Genomic DNA, 16,700 nt, shown 5'->3' on the forward strand with positions numbered 1-16,700 from the left:
TAAGAGGGTGAAAAACCATTAATTTTCTTTTAAATTAATTTATGTCCAGAGGTATTAATTAAATGAGATTCATCTATTTTATCTAAAGCATAAACTCTCATTAAAAATCATGTATTGTTTACGCGATTAATAATGCAAGTAATAAGGGATTTAAATATTAGAAGGCTGGGACAATGCCGTCTTTCTCAACGAATAACACCTGCGCGTCATAAACGCCGCTATTTGTTGGTGTGACGACCAGAAAGACTTTCTTGCCTTTTATTAAATCATCTTTACTTGCTGGAACCGGCGTCACCACGGGAACATTGGTGGGGACTGTCACGGTGCTCGTGCCTCCTTTATATGAAAGGTGAAGTTCACGCCCGGATGAGCCGGTAACCACCGACACCACGTTTGCGTTGGTCATGGTGCTTTTTGGGCCGAAATCATACTGGAAGTGCCCTTCAGCCGTGCCGCGTGCCGCTTCTGGGAAAATTATCATTGATGTCGCGATTAGTTTGCCATTGCTGTGGGTGATCGCCGGTGTGCCGACGTAAGTACCGGGCTTCGCGTCGGAAAGCATGGCTGGTTTGAAAGATGAAACGCCAACGTTAGGTTTTAGGTCAATAGTGACGGTGTCACCGGCCGTGCGATGCACCGTTAATATTTCACCTTTAAAAGAAATAATATCGCCACGAATACGTTCAGGCTGAATATCTTGCGTTTGAGCAGATGCCAGGTTGGACACTGACATTGCTGCTAATAAAATGCCAAATTTGTATTTATTCAACATAACACACCTCTAGAATAAAATTATTAATATGGAACATCAGACTTTACTTATTCATCAACAACTGACGACGCACATCTCGAAGAAATTAAATTAAAGCTATTGGCACCAAGCGTTCTTCATACCTAAAACATCAATGAATTCGATTGATGGCGGTTTAACCAGTAATTTATCAGCGTGGTCCGCTAATTTTTTGGCTAATACACCTTGAAGATGTATTTGGCGGTCTTCTTCGCTTGAGAAAGCATCGAAGATGCCAAAGGTACTTGGCGAAAGTTTCAGAGCAAACCAGAGTGGCGTGGTCTCTTCGACATTAGTGAGTTCTAGCCCGATGGAAAGGAAATCGGCTACCGCCTGTTCTTTTCCCGGTTTTGCTTCCAGACGGACAAATAACGCATGTTTAATCATCTTTAATCTCCTATTGCATCAGCATCTTGTTCAGCGATATCGACTATACGGAGGGAGGATAACGACGTATATTGTCCCAATCGACAATAATGGTATCTATTTTGACATGAGAATTTACGTGCTGGTCCTTGAAGGCGTGTTCGACACCGGTTTAACCGCCGTGCTGGATAGTCTGTCGATGGCTAATAATTTGTCTCAGGCTTCGGGGATCGCCACTGCCGGATTTGATATCACTATCGCCGGAGTACGGCAGGAGGTGCATACGGCTCTAGGGATGAGGGTGCCTGTCTGCGATATTGCCAACTCACCTACTCCAGACTGGGTGATCTTACCTGCGCTGAATTACACCAATGCTGAAGCACTGCTGCCGGTGCTTGAAAGAGAGGACGTTGTCGATGCTTTAGCCATTTTGCGTAAATGGCACAAAGAGGGAGCGGGGATTGCGGCAGCCTGTACGGGCACATTCTTGCTTGCTGAGAGTGGGCTGCTCGATGGCCTTGCTGCGACAACCACCTGGTGGCTCTCATCAGTGTTTCGTCAGCGTTACCCAAACATAAACGTAGATTCGCACAGAATTGTGGTTCCCAATAACCGAATAGTGACGGCGGGCGCGGCACTGAGTCATCTCGATCTTACCCTGTCTTTGATCCGCAATTGCAGCCCTGAATTAGCGGCAATCGTTGCCAAATATATGGTATTCGATACGCGTGTCTCGCAATCGGTCTATGCGATATCTGACCATATTGACCATTCTAATCCGCTGGTGGAGCGCTTTGACCGCTGGGTGCGAGAAAACCTTTGCTCAGCCATTTCCGTGGATAACGCCGCTGATGCGCTTGGCACCACAAAGCGAACCCTCGCACGTCATTTAAATGCCGCGCTGGGTAAAACTCCGGTTGAATACATTCAGGATCTGAGGATAGAGCGCGCCGTACATCTGCTTAGAACCAGCAAACACACCGTTGATTACATTGCTGAACAAGTGGGTTATGCCGATGGCGTCACCCTGCGAACTTTGCTGCGACGCAGAATTGGCCGAGGGGTGCGTGAGCTGCGGGCGTCTTGAGGTCTGTTGCAGTGAAATCACCGAGCCCAAAGGGCTCGGTGTGGATTATCAGGCAACGAAGTTGTTTTTCAGTGCTTGAAGGCCGCCTTCAAAAATACCGCTGAACAGAGCTTCAGCTTCTGCATTACTGACATTCACTGGCGTGAAGCGTCCGGACCATTCGACGCGGCTGACATTGTCATCTGCGGTAGGATGAACAGACAGCGTAGCGAGATAATCTACGACAGGGAAAGGTGCCTGCAAGATGGAATAGCTGTAGCTTTTTGCCTGATTGTCGAAAGATTGCAGGCGCTCAACCACGGTGCCGCCGTCTTCCGTTGTCAGGCTGCGCACTCGCCCGCCTTCGGTTATCTCGCTTTTAGGGATAAACGGCAGCCAGTCTGGCAGTGAGTCGAAACCACCCATCAGTTGCCATACTTGATCGGGTGATGCAGGAATTTCGATAGAAACGCTAACGTGTGACATTTTATTACTCCATAAAATTTAGTGAGTTACATTGCTAAGGTGTCAACCACACCGCCATCAACGCGCAGTGCTGCACCCGTGGTCGCCGAAGACAGCGGGGAGGCGATATACACCACAAGATTTGCGACCTCTCCCACTTCTGCGGCCCGTTGTATGATGGAACTTGGGCGCGAGACTTTAACGAACTCATCGGCCTGTTCGCGGCGAGTTTTGCCCGATTGCGCGGCGGCATCGGCCAGCATTTCCCCTAAACCATCCGTATAGGTAGGCCCCGGTAAAATGGCGTTAACCGTCACGCCCGTTCCTGCCAGCCGTTTTGCCAAGCCGTGAGAAACGGCAAGGTTGGCGCTTTTGGTCACGCCGTAGTTGATCATGTCAGCCGGAATGGCGACGCCAGATTCGGAGGAGATGAAAATAACTCTGCCCCACCCCTTCTCGACCATTCCTTGCGCGTAGTGGCGTGAAAGACGAACGCCAGAGACCACGTTTACGTCGTAAAAACGCGCCCACTCGTCATCTTCTACTGCAAAGAAATCGACATCGTTATAAATACCAAGATTGTTCACTAATACATCGGCCCGCGGTATGGCGGCAAACAGGGTTTTAGCCCCTTGTTCTGTGGTCAGGTCAGCGACCACGCTTTGCAAGCGGGCATCCGGTTGGTGGCGAATAATAGTGGCGACCGCGGCGTCAACGCCTTGCTGATGGCGGCCAACAATCACCACTGTCGCCCCCGCCTGAGCCAGCCCGCTGGCGATGCCCAAACCAATGCCGGAGGTGGAACCACTCACCACGGCAATTTTGTCCGTTAGATCTAATTTCATTAGGCATTCCTCATAGGCAAGTCCGCTGCCATTGCGCAGCGGCCGCCTATGTTTAATTAACGAAGAACAGGTAAAGGTGCGTTTTCAGCAATCAGTTTCTGGTGGCGTAATTCCGCCCAGAAATCTGCCGGGATCACTGCTTTCAGTGCCGCTAAGTCCTCAGCGATACGGCCCGGACGGCTAGACCCTGGGATCACTGCCGCCACGGCTGGGTTAGCTAAAGAGAATTGCAGGGCAGCGGCCTTCACATCCACGTTGAAGCGAGCAGCGATCTGTTTGATTTTCGATACTTTCTGCAAGATCTCTGGAGACGCTTTCTGGTATTCAAAATGCTCGCCACCCGCTATCACGCCGGAGTTGTAAGGGCCACCGACCACGATATCGACGTTGTGCTGCAAGGCTTCAGGCATCAAGCGCTGTAGCGCACGTTCGTGATCCAAAATTGAATAGCGCCCAGCCAACAGGAAGGCATCAGGCTGTGCTTCGTTTAAGCCGAGGGCCAATTCACAAGGTTCAACGCGGTTTACGCCCAAGCCCCAAGCTTTAATCACCCCTTCATCACGCAAACGCGTCAGAGCACGGAACGCCCCGGTGCGAGCAATGTTGAACTGTTCAAGCCAGCTATCACCGTAGAAGTCTTGGGCTGGATCGTGGATCCAAACAATATCCAGACGGTCGGTTTTTAAACGCTTAAGGCTATCTTCAATGGAGCGCATCGTGGCGTCAGCGGAGTAATCATTAACGATTTTGTTTGGCAGGCCATGTTCAAACAGGCCGCCCTTGTCGCCCAAATCGCGTGATGAAGTGTCTTCAATCTCATCAAGCATGATGCGGCCCACTTTGGTGCTCAGAATGTATTCATCGCGAGGATATTGAGACAGTGCCTCACCCATGCGAATTTCTGACAGGCCAGAGCCGTACAGCGGTGCGGTATCAAAGTAGCGCACGCCGTGGTCCCATGCGTCACTCACTGCGGCTAGGGCTTCTTCTTGCGGTATGGCGCGGAACATGTTGCCAAGCGGTGCGCCGCCAAAACCAATGTTTGCCGGTAAAATATGTCGAATACTCATAACGATATGTCCTCTATTTGCACTCTTCCCTCGGGAAGAAATCATTTTTCAGTTCAGCACGTGACCGTGTCTGCTCTGTCTTCGAGGCAAAATATAGTTTGATCACTTATGACTTGATAGGACATAATTTGTCTAACTTGAGTCCTTTAGGGTCTAGCATGATTGATTTACGCCAGTTGAAATACTTTGTCGCGGTAGCAGAAGAGGAGCACGTGGGGCGCGCGGCGGAACGGCTGCACATCTCGCAGTCCCCATTAAGTCGGCAAATAGCGCAGCTTGAAGAGCGTTTAGGGTTGATGTTATTTGAACGAAATCAGCAACGTATCCGTTTAACTCGAGATGGCCACACGTTTTTAGCGGAAACGCGAGCCTTGCTGACCCACGCCAACCGATTGGAATCTTTGGGTCGCCGATTGGGGCGCGGGGAAGATGGCGGCTTGTGCATTGGTTATATTGAAAACGCCATGCATTCAGGCGTGTTATCCAATGCGCTGCGTAAATTGCGTCTATCAAGACCCGACGTACACATCGTTTTGTACAGCCAGCCTTCATCCATGCAGCTCGAAGGCCTTCGCCAACGCAGCCTTGATATCGCCTTGGTGAACACGCAGCCGGATGTCGACGATCCCGATCTTGAGTTCGCGCAGGTGCTTGATGACCGTATGTTGCTCGCGCTGCCGGAGCTGCATCCCTTGGTCGATAAAGACAATCTTCAGCCTGCTGACTTAATCGAGCAGGATTGGATCTCGGTGATTCATAAAGAAGATGCCAATTCGAGAGATGATTTTGTCGCGGCGTGCGTTAAAACCGGATTTAGCCCGAATATTAAGCTGGAAGCAGGGGAACCGCTGACGGCATTAGGATTGGTAGCTGCGGGATTAGGGTTGACGCTTATCCAACATAGCCTGCGCCACAACGCCCCCGAAGGCGTGGTGCTGCGTGAAATTCCATGGATGTTCTACACCACGCAATTATGGGCGGTATGGCATAAAGCCAATCTTCGCCCATTGGTGACTCATTTCCGGGAAGTCTTGGTTGAAGATAATGCGCAATAATGTGCAACTACATATCCGTCTCAACCCTATTCAAGCTCGGCCAGTGCGAGCGCGAGAACAGCACCAGCCGGATGTTAAACAGTGACAGCATCGGGGCGTAATAGCGGGCATCTTTGCTGGATTGCGCCTCCAGCTTAATCAGCAACAGGTCTATTTCCCTGAGCAATTTCGGGTGTGGCGAAGCCTGAAACGATTTTAAACGCGCTTTCAGGTAGCCTTTGAGTTCATAGAATATGCGGTCAGTGGCGTGGATATGGTCGGCCAATAATTCCTGATTCTTCATATGAAAATCGTAATAGTTAGCGCCGAGCCACACTTCGGTTATCAAATCTCCGCCTGAAGCCAATTCCTCCGTCGTGTCATTCTTCTTCCTTGGCAAAATCACATTCACTTTATCCAGCATTCTGGCGACAAAGCGCTGGCGTGTATTGAGCGAGGCGCGATGCAGCTTAATCTCGGCCAAGAACTGAATCAGCTCTTTTATTCCCCTGAGCAATGCCCGTCTGGCGGTCCATGATGGCCGCTTGCTGCGAATAATCGCCGTCACCACCACGCCAATCAACACGCCAACCAGACTTGAAATCGCGCCGTTCAAGGTCGCCAGCGGGTCAGGCTTAAAGTGATGGCCCAGACTGATTAAGCCCGGTATCTGAGTGGCGATGATCAGGCCCAGCAAGTTGGTCGCCGGGTTGGCGATGAGCACGCCCAGCACAAACAAACCGGGAAACAGGCAGATCACCAAGGCTTCGAAGGTGGTGGTCAGCGGGATAAGCATCGAGACATAGAAGATGCTGATGGCGGTGGCCACCACCACGCCGGTCAAAAATACCTTCATCGGTGCCACGGGGTTGTCCATCGCGGCAAAGAAAGAACAGAGGATGGCTGCCATCATCGGCGCGGTTGCTCCGTCTTTCCAGCCGGATCCAATCCAAAACAAGCAGCACAGGAACGTGACCAAAAACGCGGTAAATGACGAGAGCAGCAGCATCCCTTTGTCGATATGCCAGTGGGCCGTGGAGCGTTTTGCCTTGTTATCATCAAAATTGTCGACGCGCTTACCGACACTAAAATTAGCCTCGGCGATCCTGACAAAGTCCCCTAGCCTGTCCAGCAAGCCATTGAGCAGCAGACTGTCTTCAACATTCATCGCATTAGACTGATGAGCCTGTTGCAGCTCGGTCTGAGTCTGGGCGATATTTTGCTGAATGGTTGCGCTGTCTTCGGCTTTATCATTATTGTTCAGCCAAAGCAGAAAATGGCGGAATGTCTGTTGCACGTTCTCCGGGAAAGCGATTTGTCGCTGGGCTAACATGTTCAGTCGCAGCTCAATGGATGTCAGCGTTGGCACCAGATAAGAGAGATGCTGATATTGCACCGTCACCAGACGAATCAGCTTGCGTGCCGCATTACCTTCAAAGATACAGTGGGTGATCAGCACTTCGACATTGGCGGGGTAACCGGCCATCTGGATCAGAATATTTTCATGGTCCGGCGACTTCTCCGGCGTCGGCGCGGTAAGCAGCGCGTTGCACAGCTTCTTGGCACTGTCGTACCAGTCGGTGATGCTTTTTTCCAGAATATTGCTCATGGAAACCGGCAAAATCAGGCTATGTATCAGGCTGCTACACACAATCGCCACGCCGATCTCCTCAATACGTGACAGCACTGTGTAAGTGATAGCCTGCGGAGAGGTCACGTCGGGGAATCCCATGATCGCGGCGCTGTACCCTGCCAGCATAAACACATAGCTTCTTGGAGTGCGATCGTGCAGCGAGAGGTACAAACACAGGGCTACCCACGCAGAAACGCACAGGCTGAACAGCAGCGGGAGCTGAACCGTCGCCGGATAAATCAGCAGAATAAACAGCCCTCCCAGCATCGTCCCCAGCAAGCGGAAGACTGATTTTGAGAGTGTGGAAGCAGAATATAACTGTGAAGCGATGAAAACTGAGGCTATTGACCAGGCAGGTTTGTCTAAATTAAGAGCCAGTGCGATGTATAGTGCGAGAAATGCGGCAAAACAGGTTTTAAGCGAGAACAGGACTGCGCTTTTGGAGAACCATTTCATAGGTGGAGACTAACTCACAAGAACTGCATTTTATCGTTATCCGCGCATAATATCCGAAGCCGATCACGGCAGCATTTTTAAATTTCATACAATTTATTTCCAGTAAAAGTCACAGTGTCACCTTGCTGACTTTAGTAATTAAAAACAGCGCGCGTTAATTTAAATAGCTCTGTTTTTTTTGATTTTAAATTGTGCATTTGCTCGAAAGTTAAGCAGCAAAGGCTATGATAAAAACCGGTGATTAATGAAGGATAAAGGGGAGCTAATGGTGGATTGTATCTTTCTGATAGGCCCCGGTGGCGCGGGGAAAAGCACCGTGGGTCAACTCCTGGCCGAACAACTCGGCTATGTGGCGATAGATCTTGATGATGTGTTCTGCGCAAGGATTGCCAACATCAGAGAATATATAAAATCCCACGGTTATGAGTCCTATCTTGAGCAGAATTCAACATTATTAAGAACGCTGCTGGTGGAATATGCCGGACATAATCGGTTATTTATCCTCTCTTCGGGTTTCTTATCAACGGATATGCGTCCAGATATTGTAGACACTAATAGGAAAATGGTGAGTGAGCAGGGTCTTAGCGTATTGCTGATGCCGTCGCGAAACTATGCTGAAGCACTTGGCTGTATTATTAACAGGCAGCTTAACCGAGGTTTTGGTCTGGTGAGGGAAAAAGAAGAACTGAAATTTAGCCAACGCTTTGATGAATATAGCCAGATGGGTGACCTAAAGATTTTCTCGATGCAAGCCCCTGAACTTATCGCGGCCAAAATAGTGGACGAGCTTGCCACCCGTTCGGCGTAAAAAATGGTGCTACACAGCCCCGCCATGTAGCACCATTCCCCTGCTCTTCAGCGAGCCATCAACCGTTAGAAATCAACATTGACGCCCAACTGGAAATTACGCCCCGGCATGACGGCCAGCGCCTTGTTGTAGGCATCCTGATTGCTGGTATCAGTCAGAGTGCGGCTGCTGAGGTAATCCCAGTATTTACGGTCGGTGATGTTATACACGCCGCCGCTGAGTTTGACGTTTTTGGCGACCTGCCAGTAGGCAGTGGCATCAAGCATGCCGAAGCCCGGCACGTTCATGTAATCCGTGCTGGAGTCAGTGAGTGGTGCCCCGCTATTGTTGTAACTTTGGCGGTTAGTGGCCTCGGCTTTTTTACCTTTGACGAATGTCGCGGTCAGCGCAGTACCGTAAATGCCTGATGGATCATCCCACGCCACGCCCGCTACCAGCTTCATTGGCGGGACGCTATCGAGGTCGACGTATTTATCCCCCGCATAGCTGGACTTGGATTCGCCCTGCGCGTAACCCAGCGCGAAGCTGGTGCTCAGGCCATTTACCGCGCTGAACCAAGTGCCATAGTTGATTTTGGTGGTCAAGTCAGCGCCATAGATGAAAGCGTTATCGCGGTTTTCGGCCTGATAAATGGTGTAAATATTGGATGGTACGTTGCCAAACAGCTCTGGATTCGCCTTGCGGGTGTAGCGCGTATTGGCGATGAAGTTCTTGTAAGTGTTGTAGAATGCGGAGGTTTTGAAGGTCACGCCTTCGCTCAACTCGCCCTTCATTCCCCACTCGAAGTTGTTGCTGGTCTCCGTTTTCAGGTTGGTATTACCTATCAAGGCGTATTGGGCAGAACCGGCGTAGGAGGAGCCAAGGTTCCATGAGCCGTAGAGCTGGCTGGCATCCGGGAACTGGGCTCCACGCTGATATTGCAGGTAAGTCATCAGCTTAGGCGTGATGTCGTAGGTGAATGCCAGAGAGGGCAGAGCCTGCGTATCCGAGTTCGCCTTGTTGTATAAGGTTGAAACCTGCCCAGCTGAAACCACGCCATTAGCCAAGTCCGACAAGTCCCGCGCCTCGGTGTTCTGGTGAGCAACGCGCACCGCCGGGACAATGGCAAAGTTGTGGCCATCGAGGTCAAACTTCACGGTGTCCTGCACGAAGCCGCCCAGAATATAGGTCCGGCTATCAGCTTCAGGCTGCATCAGGGTGTTGAAAATATCCTGCGTCGGGCTTTGACGGAACGGACGCTCGGTGTTGGACACCCGGCCATTCAGCCCCGCGCTCAGCTCGTGGCGCCCTACCGTTTTCAGCCAGCTGGTTTCAGCGCCGTAGGTGTCAACGTCATAGTTGGAATAGACGTTGATCATCTGGTCGCTGGAGTTTGGCAGATAGGTATTATCGTGCGCTTGGGTGTACTGGTAATAGACTTTAGACACCACGGCATCGACATAATCGTTGAACGGCGTCCACTCATCCTTCAGGCTTATCCCCCAGCGGCGGGTATTACTCTGCTGCTGAGCGGTGCCCAAAATGGTGTTTCCAGAACCGTCCCACGCGTCGTAATGGGTGTGGTTCACCTTCTCATAGTAATCAAGCGTGCCGGTGAACTTGTGCTCATCGGTCGGCTGCCAGATGACCGATGACATCACCGCGTCGGAGTGCCAGTTCTCAGGATAGGCGTCATGCGTGCCGCTGTTGTTGCTGGTTTCCTGACCGTCGCGACGGCTAATGGCTATCAGGCCGCGTAATGTGTCGTCCCCGGCGGCGGCGGTGATGCCGTTGTGCCACGAGCGATCTGCCGAGTCATAATCGGACTGATAACCGAAGTAGGTCTCTTTACCGGGATGCAGGTAGTCATCGGCAGATTTTGGCAAGAAGGAGACTTCGCCGCCGATGGAAGTGTTGGCGCGCTCGGCTGAGGTTGCGCCAGACTGAATATCAACTTGGCCGTACATGTACGGGTCAATATAGTCACGGCCGATGCCAAAGGTCCCCAAACCCGCGCGGCTGACATAGCTGCGGCCGGTGGCGTTGGGTTGCGGAATGCCATCGACGTCAATGCCGACGCGGTTGCTTTCCAGCCCGCGAATGTTGTAGCCGGTATAGCCACTGCGGTCGAAGCCGCTTTTGCCATTCCCCGAACCGCCGCTGGAGCCAGTGGCAGAGATCAACGGCTGATAGCGCATGATGGTGCCGAAATCGTTACCGCCGTTCTTCTGCATATCTGCCGCAGAAATCGAGGTTTTCGAGCCCGGTTTCTTATCCGGCAGCGTCTCGGTGATGGTCATCACGTCTTCATTATTCTGCAACGGAGCCTGCGCTTTGCGAGCTACCGGTTTCTTTTTGACACGAGGAGCCGTCTGGGTTTCCCCGACGTTGGATTGATTATTGTCTTTAACCGTTTCCGCTGCGTTAGCCTGCAAAGTGGTACTGAGGACAATCCCCGGTAAAATGACGTTTCTAATAATTCCCTGCACTTTAAAAGGTTTGAGCATTTTAGTTTTATTCCGTACTAATTATTAAAATATGCTCATCAATTGCTGCCTTACCCATCACCGAAGAACAAATGAGGTTGGGTAAAAAATTATTTTAATTAGTGTCTTCTGTAAGTCTTCTCAACCCTAAGTAAGCCATTTATCCTTATAATTTATGATATTATTATTACGGTGATTCATATTGGCTTGCTGCCGATAATAATCTTTATCAAAAAAATGACAAATAAAAATAGCTTCCTTGACGAAACTTTTTCAAAAGAGGCGTTAACTCCACATGGAATATATAACTATAAAAGTAACGGATTCTACTAATAATAGAAGAGAGGGATTGAACACCTTCTAACCCTTATTAATTAAAAGGTGTTCTTATTGTACAGCCACCGAAGATGGTTGCACTCAGTTACTTCACCGTCGCGCTTTTCACCACCATCGCTTGTTTTCCGGGGCTGGCTATCATCCATACGGCGACGCCGACTATGATGGCGCCGATGACGAAACCTTTGGTAATGGTCTCGCCCAGCGCGAGGTATCCCCAGAGCACGCCGAAGGGTGGGATCAGGAAGGTTACGGTCAATGAACGCAGTGGACCGATATCGGCAATTAGCCGGAAATAGAGAATATAGGCCAAGGCGGTGCAGACCAGGCCGACGGCAAGCACGCTGGCCCACGCGTCAATTTGCTGCCAATCAACCACCGGGCCGCTGGTCATCGACCATGCAAAGAAAGGCAGAAGGAATAGCGTTGCCCCCATCTGGCTGCCAAAGGCGACCATCTTAGGATCAAGCCCGCCTCGGTTGGATATCCACCGGCGAGTCAAAAAGCCCGCCACGCCGTAACAGCTGGTGGCCACCAAGCAGGCCAGAATACCGTACAGCATGCCGCTGGCCGAGTTTATATCCCCGATGGTGGTGATCACTATTATTCCCACTAATCCTAATACCACTCCACCCCATTTACGGGCGGTCAGTTTCTCGCTGAAAAACGCAAAACCTATAATCGCGCCCATTAGCGGCGTCGTGGCGTTGAATATTGCCGAATAACCGGCGGGCAGCCACTGGGCGGCAAAACAATACATTAGGAAAGGTAAACCGGAATTAATAACCCCGAGGAACAGTGATGATTTAAATTTATTCTCGAAATTAAATGAAGAACGCATTACTAAAAGAATCGTGCCAAGTCCAATAAAGCCGAAAAGCACCCGCAAAAATGCCGTATTCACCGCTCCAAAATGCGGAACCGCAATTCTCATGAAAATGAAACTCGCCCCCCAGATTGCGGCAAGAAGGAGTAATCGTAGGTAATCTGCAATACGCATGCTTTAGGCCCCTTTATATGCTTCCACATATTTTTTATAAGATGTAATGATGACAACTGCGCGATGAACTCAGTATGCAAGGTAGAATATCTTTTAACAGGCCAGGATAGCACTCCGCTTCTTGCTTTTTTTTCAATGAACTTGCCCACCAGCAGTTGGCGGCCATGCTGGCTTTGAAGAGGAAAACGGCTATCAAAGGAGGGAAGCGATGGGAGAAGTTATCCCGCCACCGCTTATCTTACGTCGGACATTGATGACTCAGACGGCGATATTAATATTGCGGCCGATAGCTGGGTTAGCAGGCAACGGCGGAATGGCATCAAGCAGGCTGGCGGCCGTAGTCTGTTGGTTATCCAGCGCTTTTTTTAGCAGGATAGTGTTCACCTTACTGCCGAGATCCAGGTTATCAAGCCCGGTCGCAACTGAAGCAATCTGCGATACATCCATTCTATTCTCCTTTTCAAAACAAAAATTGCTCACGGCTTGGACCCAAGCCTGAAGATGTTATCGGCATTTTATGGGGATTCTTTAGGTCTGTTTCAGGAACGAATGCTATACAGTAGGACATGGAGTTAAATGCTTTCTCCTACTTCTTAAAAAATCTTTCATCAGGCAGCGGCGGTAAAGATTTTGGCATTCCGTAGTTATTAACTATGTGAAGGAACATTATCAAAGTTGGAGTTTCGAAATTGTTCATTCAGACCTCAGAATCAGGTGAAACCGATGTTCAGGCCCAAGCCATAGAGCTTCAGGCGAATGCGCTGCTTAAATTTTCTATGCTGGCAAAACAGGAAATTCTTCAGGGCCGAGGTATGTCAGTTAAAGAAGCACGTCAGATACTGCGTGATGCGCGTAAATAAAAGGCTTTGGGATTAGAGTCGCTAGAACAGCAGCATTGTCCCTCGCACTGAAAAGATAGCACTAACCCAAAACAACTCAGCCCAGAAGGCAATCTATTCGATTGCACATTCCGGGCTGAGTTGTTTCATCTTAAAGCGCGTTTGGCGGAATTATTTAGCCAGCAGCTCTTTACGGACGATTTCTGCACCTGCACTCAGGGCATCCAGCTTGCCGCGCGCTACGCCGCGAGGAAGTGGGATCATGCCGCAGTTGGTGCATGGGTAGAGCTTGTCGGCGTCAACGAATTGCAGCGCTTTGCGGAGCGTGGCGGCAACTTCCTCTGGGGTTTCAACGGTGTTGCTTGCCACATCAATCGCGCCAACCATCACTTTCTTACCGCGAATCAGCTCCATCAACTCCATTGGAACGTGGGAGTTGTGGCATTCCAGAGAGATAATATCGATGTTGGATTTTTGCAGTTTCGGGAAGATCTCTTCGTACTGTCTCCACTCGGTGCCCAGCGTCTTTTTCCAATCGGTGTTGGCTTTGATGCCGTAGCCGTAGCAGATATGCACCGCGGTTTCGCATTTCAGGCCCTCGATGGCGCGTTCCAGAGTAGCAATACCCCAGTCATTCACTTCATCGAAGAATACGTTAAAGGCTGGCTCGTCGAACTGGATGATATCCACACCTGCGGCTTCCAACTCTTTGGCTTCTTCGTTGAGGATTTTTGCAAATTCCCACGCCAGTTTTTCGCGGCTTTTGTAGTGGTTGTCATAAAGGGTGTCGATCATGGTCATAGGACCCGGCAGCGCCCACTTGATTGGTTGGTCAGTCTGCTTACGCAAGAACTTGGCATCTTCAACAAACACCGACTTCTGGCGGCTTACCGGGCCAACCACGGTTGGGACGCTGGCTTCATAGCGGTCGCGGATTTTAACGATTTCACGTTTCTCAAAATCCACACCGTTCAGGTGCTCAATAAAGGTGGTCACGAAGTGCTGACGCGTTTGCTCGCCGTCGCTGACGATATCAATACCAGCCTGCTGTTGATCTTCCAGACACAGACGCAGAGCATCCTGCTTGCCGTCGATGAGTTCTTGATCTTGCAATTTCCAAGGTGACCAAAGCTGCTCTGGCTGTGCCAGCCATGAAGGCTTAGGTAAGCTGCCAGCCGTTGAAGTCGGTAATAACTTTTTCATAATAGATGACCCTGTGTTTTGGTTAATCAAAGAACGGAATTAGCAGACCACTGCTCAAGAATAGTTTGGTGCGGTTTAATGAATTCTTCTTCAGTAAACTTCCCCTGCTCAACAGCTAATTGGCTACGTTCTTCGCGATCATAAACAATGCGAGTGAGTGAATAATCTTGCTGATTCAGGCTTGGCTGATAGCAGCGACCCGCCGGAGAGTTGGCGTTATAAATCTCCGGGCGATAAATCTTCTGGAAGGTTTCCATGGTGCTGATGGTGCTGATCAGTTCCAGATTGGTGTAATCGCTGAGCAAATCACCGGCGAAATAGAACGCCAGCGGCGCAACGCTACCCGCAGGCATGAAGTAGCGAGCCTGCAAACCCATTCTGCCGAAATAGAGGTCAGTCAAAGAGGATTGGTCATCTTGCTCATATTCAATGCCCAGGATCGGGTGAACATTGCCAGTGCGGTTATAAACATTCTTGCTTGAGACGCTCAGACAGATAACCGGCGTCTTGTTGAAGTTGTTCTTGTAGGCTTCTGAATTAATGAAGCATTTGAAGATGTTGCCGTGCAACTCACCAAAGTTTTCTGGGATGGTGAATTGGTTTTTGCCCTTATTGTGCTCGGACAGCAACACGCTGAAGTCGTAATCGCGCACATAAGAGGAGAAGTTATTGCCGACAATACCTTCAATGCGCTCGTTGGTTTTTTTATCAACGATATTGGTTTTCAAAATTTCAATAACCGGGAAGGAAGTGCCTGCGCTTTCAATCTTCAATTCAACGGAAATGATGTCCAGTTCAACGGCGTAGCGATCTGATTTTGGGTTATCCCAGTTCGCCAGAGAGTTGAAACGATTGTCGATCATCACTAATGCGTTGTGCAGGTTCTCTTGGCGTTTCTCGCCGCGAGCCAAATTAGCAAAGTTAGTCGTAATGCGCGTGCTATTCGAGGGATTGTAATTCTCGTCAAAACGCAAACTTTTGGTCGTAAATGTGAAATTATTATTCATTGTAATTTGGTTCCTAACTTCCGGTATAAAATATGGTTAATTGCTCTTTACTCAGGACTTCCTAATTTTCTGTTTTAGTTTTGTCATAAAGTCGCCCTTATGTGATCTACAGCAAATCTCTGAAGACAATTTATGCCCTAGTCGCTGGATGAGGAAAAGTGATTTTATTTCATTGAACATGAGCTATTTTCATGTCCAGACGTATAGACGTCTGTAACGCTATACGAAACCCTTTGCCACTAAGGGCTTACGGCCATTTTTGCTAAATGAGCGGCGAGAGAAATTTTGGTAAGTCTTTGTATCATGAAAAAATTAAAGCGCCCCGAGAGGCGCTTTATTAGGTTTTGGATGATGAAAAAACGGCAATTATCAGAAAATCTGAGTCATGGCGAAAGCCGATCCTAGGCACCTAACTCTCCTCATGCCGCGTCAGCCACTCCTCCAACCTTTTCAATGTGACTTCTTTCGGGCTGTCTTCATTCCACACCAGATAATAGGTCAGAGAACCACAGTCCAGTTGATGGTTTTCCATGGCAATCAGGGTGCCTGAACGCAGCTCATCTTCAACCAGTACGCGCTGCGCCAGCGCGATACCCTGTCCCTCCAGTGCTGCCTGATAGGCCAGTGCTGAACTCTCCATATCCCGCCGGTGCGGCAGCTGGTTCATATCGACATTAAAAGCCCGGCACCACAACTGCCAATCATCCGGACGCCCGCGCACCATCAGCAGCGTGTGCTGTGACAAACCTTCAAGTGCCATATTTGCCTTGCGCCCCTCGGTCGGTCGGCACACCGGCACCAAGACGTTTTTCACCAGCGGCGCGGCATGGCGCTGTGGCCAAACTCCGTTACCAAGCCGGATCGCCGCGTCGCAGTCCGTGGCGTCATCCCACTCAGATGCCGTGGTCAGGCGGACGTCGATATCGGGATATGCCATTTGGAATTTCGCCAGTCGCGGGATAAGCCAGCGAGTGGCAAAAGTAGTGAAGGAGTGCAGGCGGATCACCGACCGCCCGGCGTTACGGTGCAGCACCTGACCCGCGCGGCGCAGCCCCTCAAAGTGTTCGCTAATTTGCTGAAAATAGGCATTGCCGGGGTGTGTGAGGATTAACCCGCGCCCCTGCCGCTGAAAAAGCGCGGTGCCGAAGTGGTCTTCAAGCAGCCGAATTTGTCGGCTGACCGCGCCCGGCGTCACCGACATGCTTTCCGCCGCCGCGCGCACGCTGCCGGTTTTGGCAACGAATTCAAAAGCTAATAAAGCATTTAAGGGAGGGAGTTCACGCATGGGGTTCAACCGTTTAGTTTTTCTCAACAATC

General features: G+C 50.2%; 16 protein-coding genes. 4 read left to right on the forward strand and 12 right to left on the reverse strand.

What is annotated here, in order from left to right; translation table 11 throughout:
- Positions 1-157: 157 nt before the first annotated feature.
- Both GEAM_RS20900 and GEAM_RS20905 read right to left on the reverse strand, forming a co-directional pair.
- Positions 158-772, reverse strand: a complete 615-nt coding sequence (locus GEAM_RS20900; protein ID WP_034795635.1) for a hypothetical protein — start codon at positions 770-772, stop codon at positions 158-160.
- Between the two features lie 96 nt (positions 773-868).
- Positions 869-1,177, reverse strand: a complete 309-nt coding sequence (locus tag GEAM_RS20905; protein WP_034795637.1) for a putative quinol monooxygenase — start codon at positions 1,175-1,177, stop codon at positions 869-871.
- A gap of 106 nt (positions 1,178-1,283) precedes the next feature.
- On the opposite strand from GEAM_RS20905, the gene GEAM_RS20910 reads away from it, so the two are divergent.
- Positions 1,284-2,243: a GlxA family transcriptional regulator gene (locus tag GEAM_RS20910; RefSeq protein WP_034795639.1), complete on the forward strand. Its 960-nt coding sequence runs from the start codon at positions 1,284-1,286 to the stop codon at positions 2,241-2,243.
- A gap of 48 nt (positions 2,244-2,291) precedes the next feature.
- Here the strand turns inward: GEAM_RS20910 and GEAM_RS20915 are convergent, their stop codons facing one another.
- The 3 genes from GEAM_RS20915 to GEAM_RS20925 are packed head-to-tail and all read right to left on the reverse strand — an operon-like array spanning position 2,292 to position 4,602.
- On the reverse strand, positions 2,292-2,708 hold the full coding sequence (locus GEAM_RS20915) for an SRPBCC family protein (protein WP_034795641.1): 417 nt from the start codon (positions 2,706-2,708) through the stop codon (positions 2,292-2,294).
- A 26-nt stretch (positions 2,709-2,734) separates the two neighbouring features.
- The gene (locus tag GEAM_RS20920) at positions 2,735-3,532 is read right to left on the reverse strand and encodes an SDR family NAD(P)-dependent oxidoreductase (RefSeq protein WP_034795644.1); all 798 of its coding nucleotides are present in this window, start codon (positions 3,530-3,532) and stop codon (positions 2,735-2,737) included.
- A gap of 56 nt (positions 3,533-3,588) precedes the next feature.
- On the reverse strand, positions 3,589-4,602 hold the full coding sequence (locus tag GEAM_RS20925; RefSeq protein ID WP_034795646.1) for an aldo/keto reductase: 1,014 nt from the start codon (positions 4,600-4,602) through the stop codon (positions 3,589-3,591).
- Between the two features lie 158 nt (positions 4,603-4,760).
- Between GEAM_RS20925 and GEAM_RS20930 the strand changes: the two genes are divergently transcribed.
- On the forward strand, positions 4,761-5,657 hold the full coding sequence (locus GEAM_RS20930) for a LysR substrate-binding domain-containing protein (protein ID WP_034795649.1): 897 nt from the start codon (positions 4,761-4,763) through the stop codon (positions 5,655-5,657).
- Positions 5,658-5,664: 7 nt separating this feature from the next.
- On the opposite strand, the gene GEAM_RS20935 is transcribed toward GEAM_RS20930, so the two are convergent.
- Complete coding sequence (locus GEAM_RS20935) at positions 5,665-7,725, reverse strand: FUSC family protein (RefSeq protein ID WP_034795651.1); 2,061 nt, start codon at positions 7,723-7,725, stop codon at positions 5,665-5,667.
- A 244-nt stretch (positions 7,726-7,969) separates the two neighbouring features.
- Here GEAM_RS20935 and GEAM_RS20940 point away from each other — a divergent pair, with 244 nt between their 5' ends.
- Positions 7,970-8,533: a shikimate kinase gene (locus GEAM_RS20940; RefSeq protein ID WP_084674154.1), complete on the forward strand. Its 564-nt coding sequence runs from the start codon at positions 7,970-7,972 to the stop codon at positions 8,531-8,533.
- Between the two features lie 65 nt (positions 8,534-8,598).
- Here GEAM_RS20940 and GEAM_RS20945 read toward each other — a convergent pair whose 3' ends face one another.
- From GEAM_RS20945 to GEAM_RS20955, 3 genes are all read right to left on the reverse strand, one after another.
- Entirely contained in the window at positions 8,599-11,019 is a 2,421-nt protein-coding gene (locus GEAM_RS20945; protein ID WP_034795654.1) for a TonB-dependent receptor domain-containing protein, read from the reverse strand.
- Positions 11,020-11,419: 400 nt separating this feature from the next.
- Positions 11,420-12,334, reverse strand: a complete 915-nt coding sequence (locus tag GEAM_RS20950) for a DMT family transporter (RefSeq protein ID WP_034795657.1) — start codon at positions 12,332-12,334, stop codon at positions 11,420-11,422.
- Between the two features lie 258 nt (positions 12,335-12,592).
- Positions 12,593-12,781, reverse strand: coding sequence for a YjfB family protein (locus tag GEAM_RS20955; protein WP_034795659.1), 189 nt, complete (start codon positions 12,779-12,781; stop codon positions 12,593-12,595).
- A 242-nt stretch (positions 12,782-13,023) separates the two neighbouring features.
- Between GEAM_RS20955 and GEAM_RS23200 the strand changes: the two genes are divergently transcribed.
- Complete coding sequence (locus GEAM_RS23200) at positions 13,024-13,194, forward strand: hypothetical protein (RefSeq protein ID WP_156965805.1); 171 nt, start codon at positions 13,024-13,026, stop codon at positions 13,192-13,194.
- A 150-nt stretch (positions 13,195-13,344) separates the two neighbouring features.
- Here the strand turns inward: GEAM_RS23200 and GEAM_RS20965 are convergent, their stop codons facing one another.
- From GEAM_RS20965 to GEAM_RS20975, 3 genes are all read right to left on the reverse strand, one after another.
- Positions 13,345-14,376 carry a methionine synthase gene (locus GEAM_RS20965; RefSeq protein WP_034795664.1) on the reverse strand — a complete coding sequence of 344 codons (1,032 nt, stop codon included), beginning with the start codon at positions 14,374-14,376 and terminating at the stop codon, positions 13,345-13,347.
- Between the two features lie 26 nt (positions 14,377-14,402).
- Positions 14,403-15,383, reverse strand: coding sequence for a DUF1852 domain-containing protein (locus GEAM_RS20970; RefSeq protein WP_034795667.1), 981 nt, complete (start codon positions 15,381-15,383; stop codon positions 14,403-14,405).
- Positions 15,384-15,792: 409 nt separating this feature from the next.
- Complete coding sequence (locus GEAM_RS20975; RefSeq protein ID WP_034795669.1) at positions 15,793-16,668, reverse strand: LysR substrate-binding domain-containing protein; 876 nt, start codon at positions 16,666-16,668, stop codon at positions 15,793-15,795.
- Positions 16,669-16,700: the final 32 nt, after the last annotated feature.

Origin of the sequence: Ewingella americana ATCC 33852 (assembly GCF_000735345.1) — a bacterium.
Lineage (GTDB): Bacteria > Pseudomonadota > Gammaproteobacteria > Enterobacterales > Enterobacteriaceae > Ewingella > Ewingella americana.

Bases quoted from the DNA above. Each gene is read 5' to 3' on its own strand.
- GEAM_RS20965 (WP_034795664.1), bottom strand. From the start codon at position 14,376: ATGAAAAAGTTATTACCGACTTCAACGGCTGGCAGCTTACCTAAGCCT.
- GEAM_RS20940 (WP_084674154.1), top strand. From the start codon at position 7,970: ATGAAGGATAAAGGGGAGCTAATGGTGGATTGTATCTTTCTGATAGGC.
- GEAM_RS20920 (WP_034795644.1), bottom strand. From the start codon at position 3,532: ATGAAATTAGATCTAACGGACAAAATTGCCGTGGTGAGTGGTTCCACC.
- GEAM_RS20935 (WP_034795651.1), bottom strand. From the start codon at position 7,725: ATGAAATGGTTCTCCAAAAGCGCAGTCCTGTTCTCGCTTAAAACCTGT.
- GEAM_RS20975 (WP_034795669.1), bottom strand. From the start codon at position 16,668: ATGCGTGAACTCCCTCCCTTAAATGCTTTATTAGCTTTTGAATTCGTT.
- GEAM_RS20905 (WP_034795637.1), bottom strand. From the start codon at position 1,177: ATGATTAAACATGCGTTATTTGTCCGTCTGGAAGCAAAACCGGGAAAA.
- GEAM_RS20915 (WP_034795641.1), bottom strand. From the start codon at position 2,708: ATGTCACACGTTAGCGTTTCTATCGAAATTCCTGCATCACCCGATCAA.
- GEAM_RS20950 (WP_034795657.1), bottom strand. From the start codon at position 12,334: ATGCGTATTGCAGATTACCTACGATTACTCCTTCTTGCCGCAATCTGG.
- GEAM_RS20910 (WP_034795639.1), top strand. From the start codon at position 1,284: ATGAGAATTTACGTGCTGGTCCTTGAAGGCGTGTTCGACACCGGTTTA.
- GEAM_RS20930 (WP_034795649.1), top strand. From the start codon at position 4,761: ATGATTGATTTACGCCAGTTGAAATACTTTGTCGCGGTAGCAGAAGAG.
- GEAM_RS20955 (WP_034795659.1), bottom strand. From the start codon at position 12,781: ATGGATGTATCGCAGATTGCTTCAGTTGCGACCGGGCTTGATAACCTG.
- GEAM_RS20900 (WP_034795635.1), bottom strand. From the start codon at position 772: ATGTTGAATAAATACAAATTTGGCATTTTATTAGCAGCAATGTCAGTG.
- GEAM_RS20970 (WP_034795667.1), bottom strand. From the start codon at position 15,383: ATGAATAATAATTTCACATTTACGACCAAAAGTTTGCGTTTTGACGAG.
- GEAM_RS20925 (WP_034795646.1), bottom strand. From the start codon at position 4,602: ATGAGTATTCGACATATTTTACCGGCAAACATTGGTTTTGGCGGCGCA.
- GEAM_RS20945 (WP_034795654.1), bottom strand. From the start codon at position 11,019: ATGCTCAAACCTTTTAAAGTGCAGGGAATTATTAGAAACGTCATTTTA.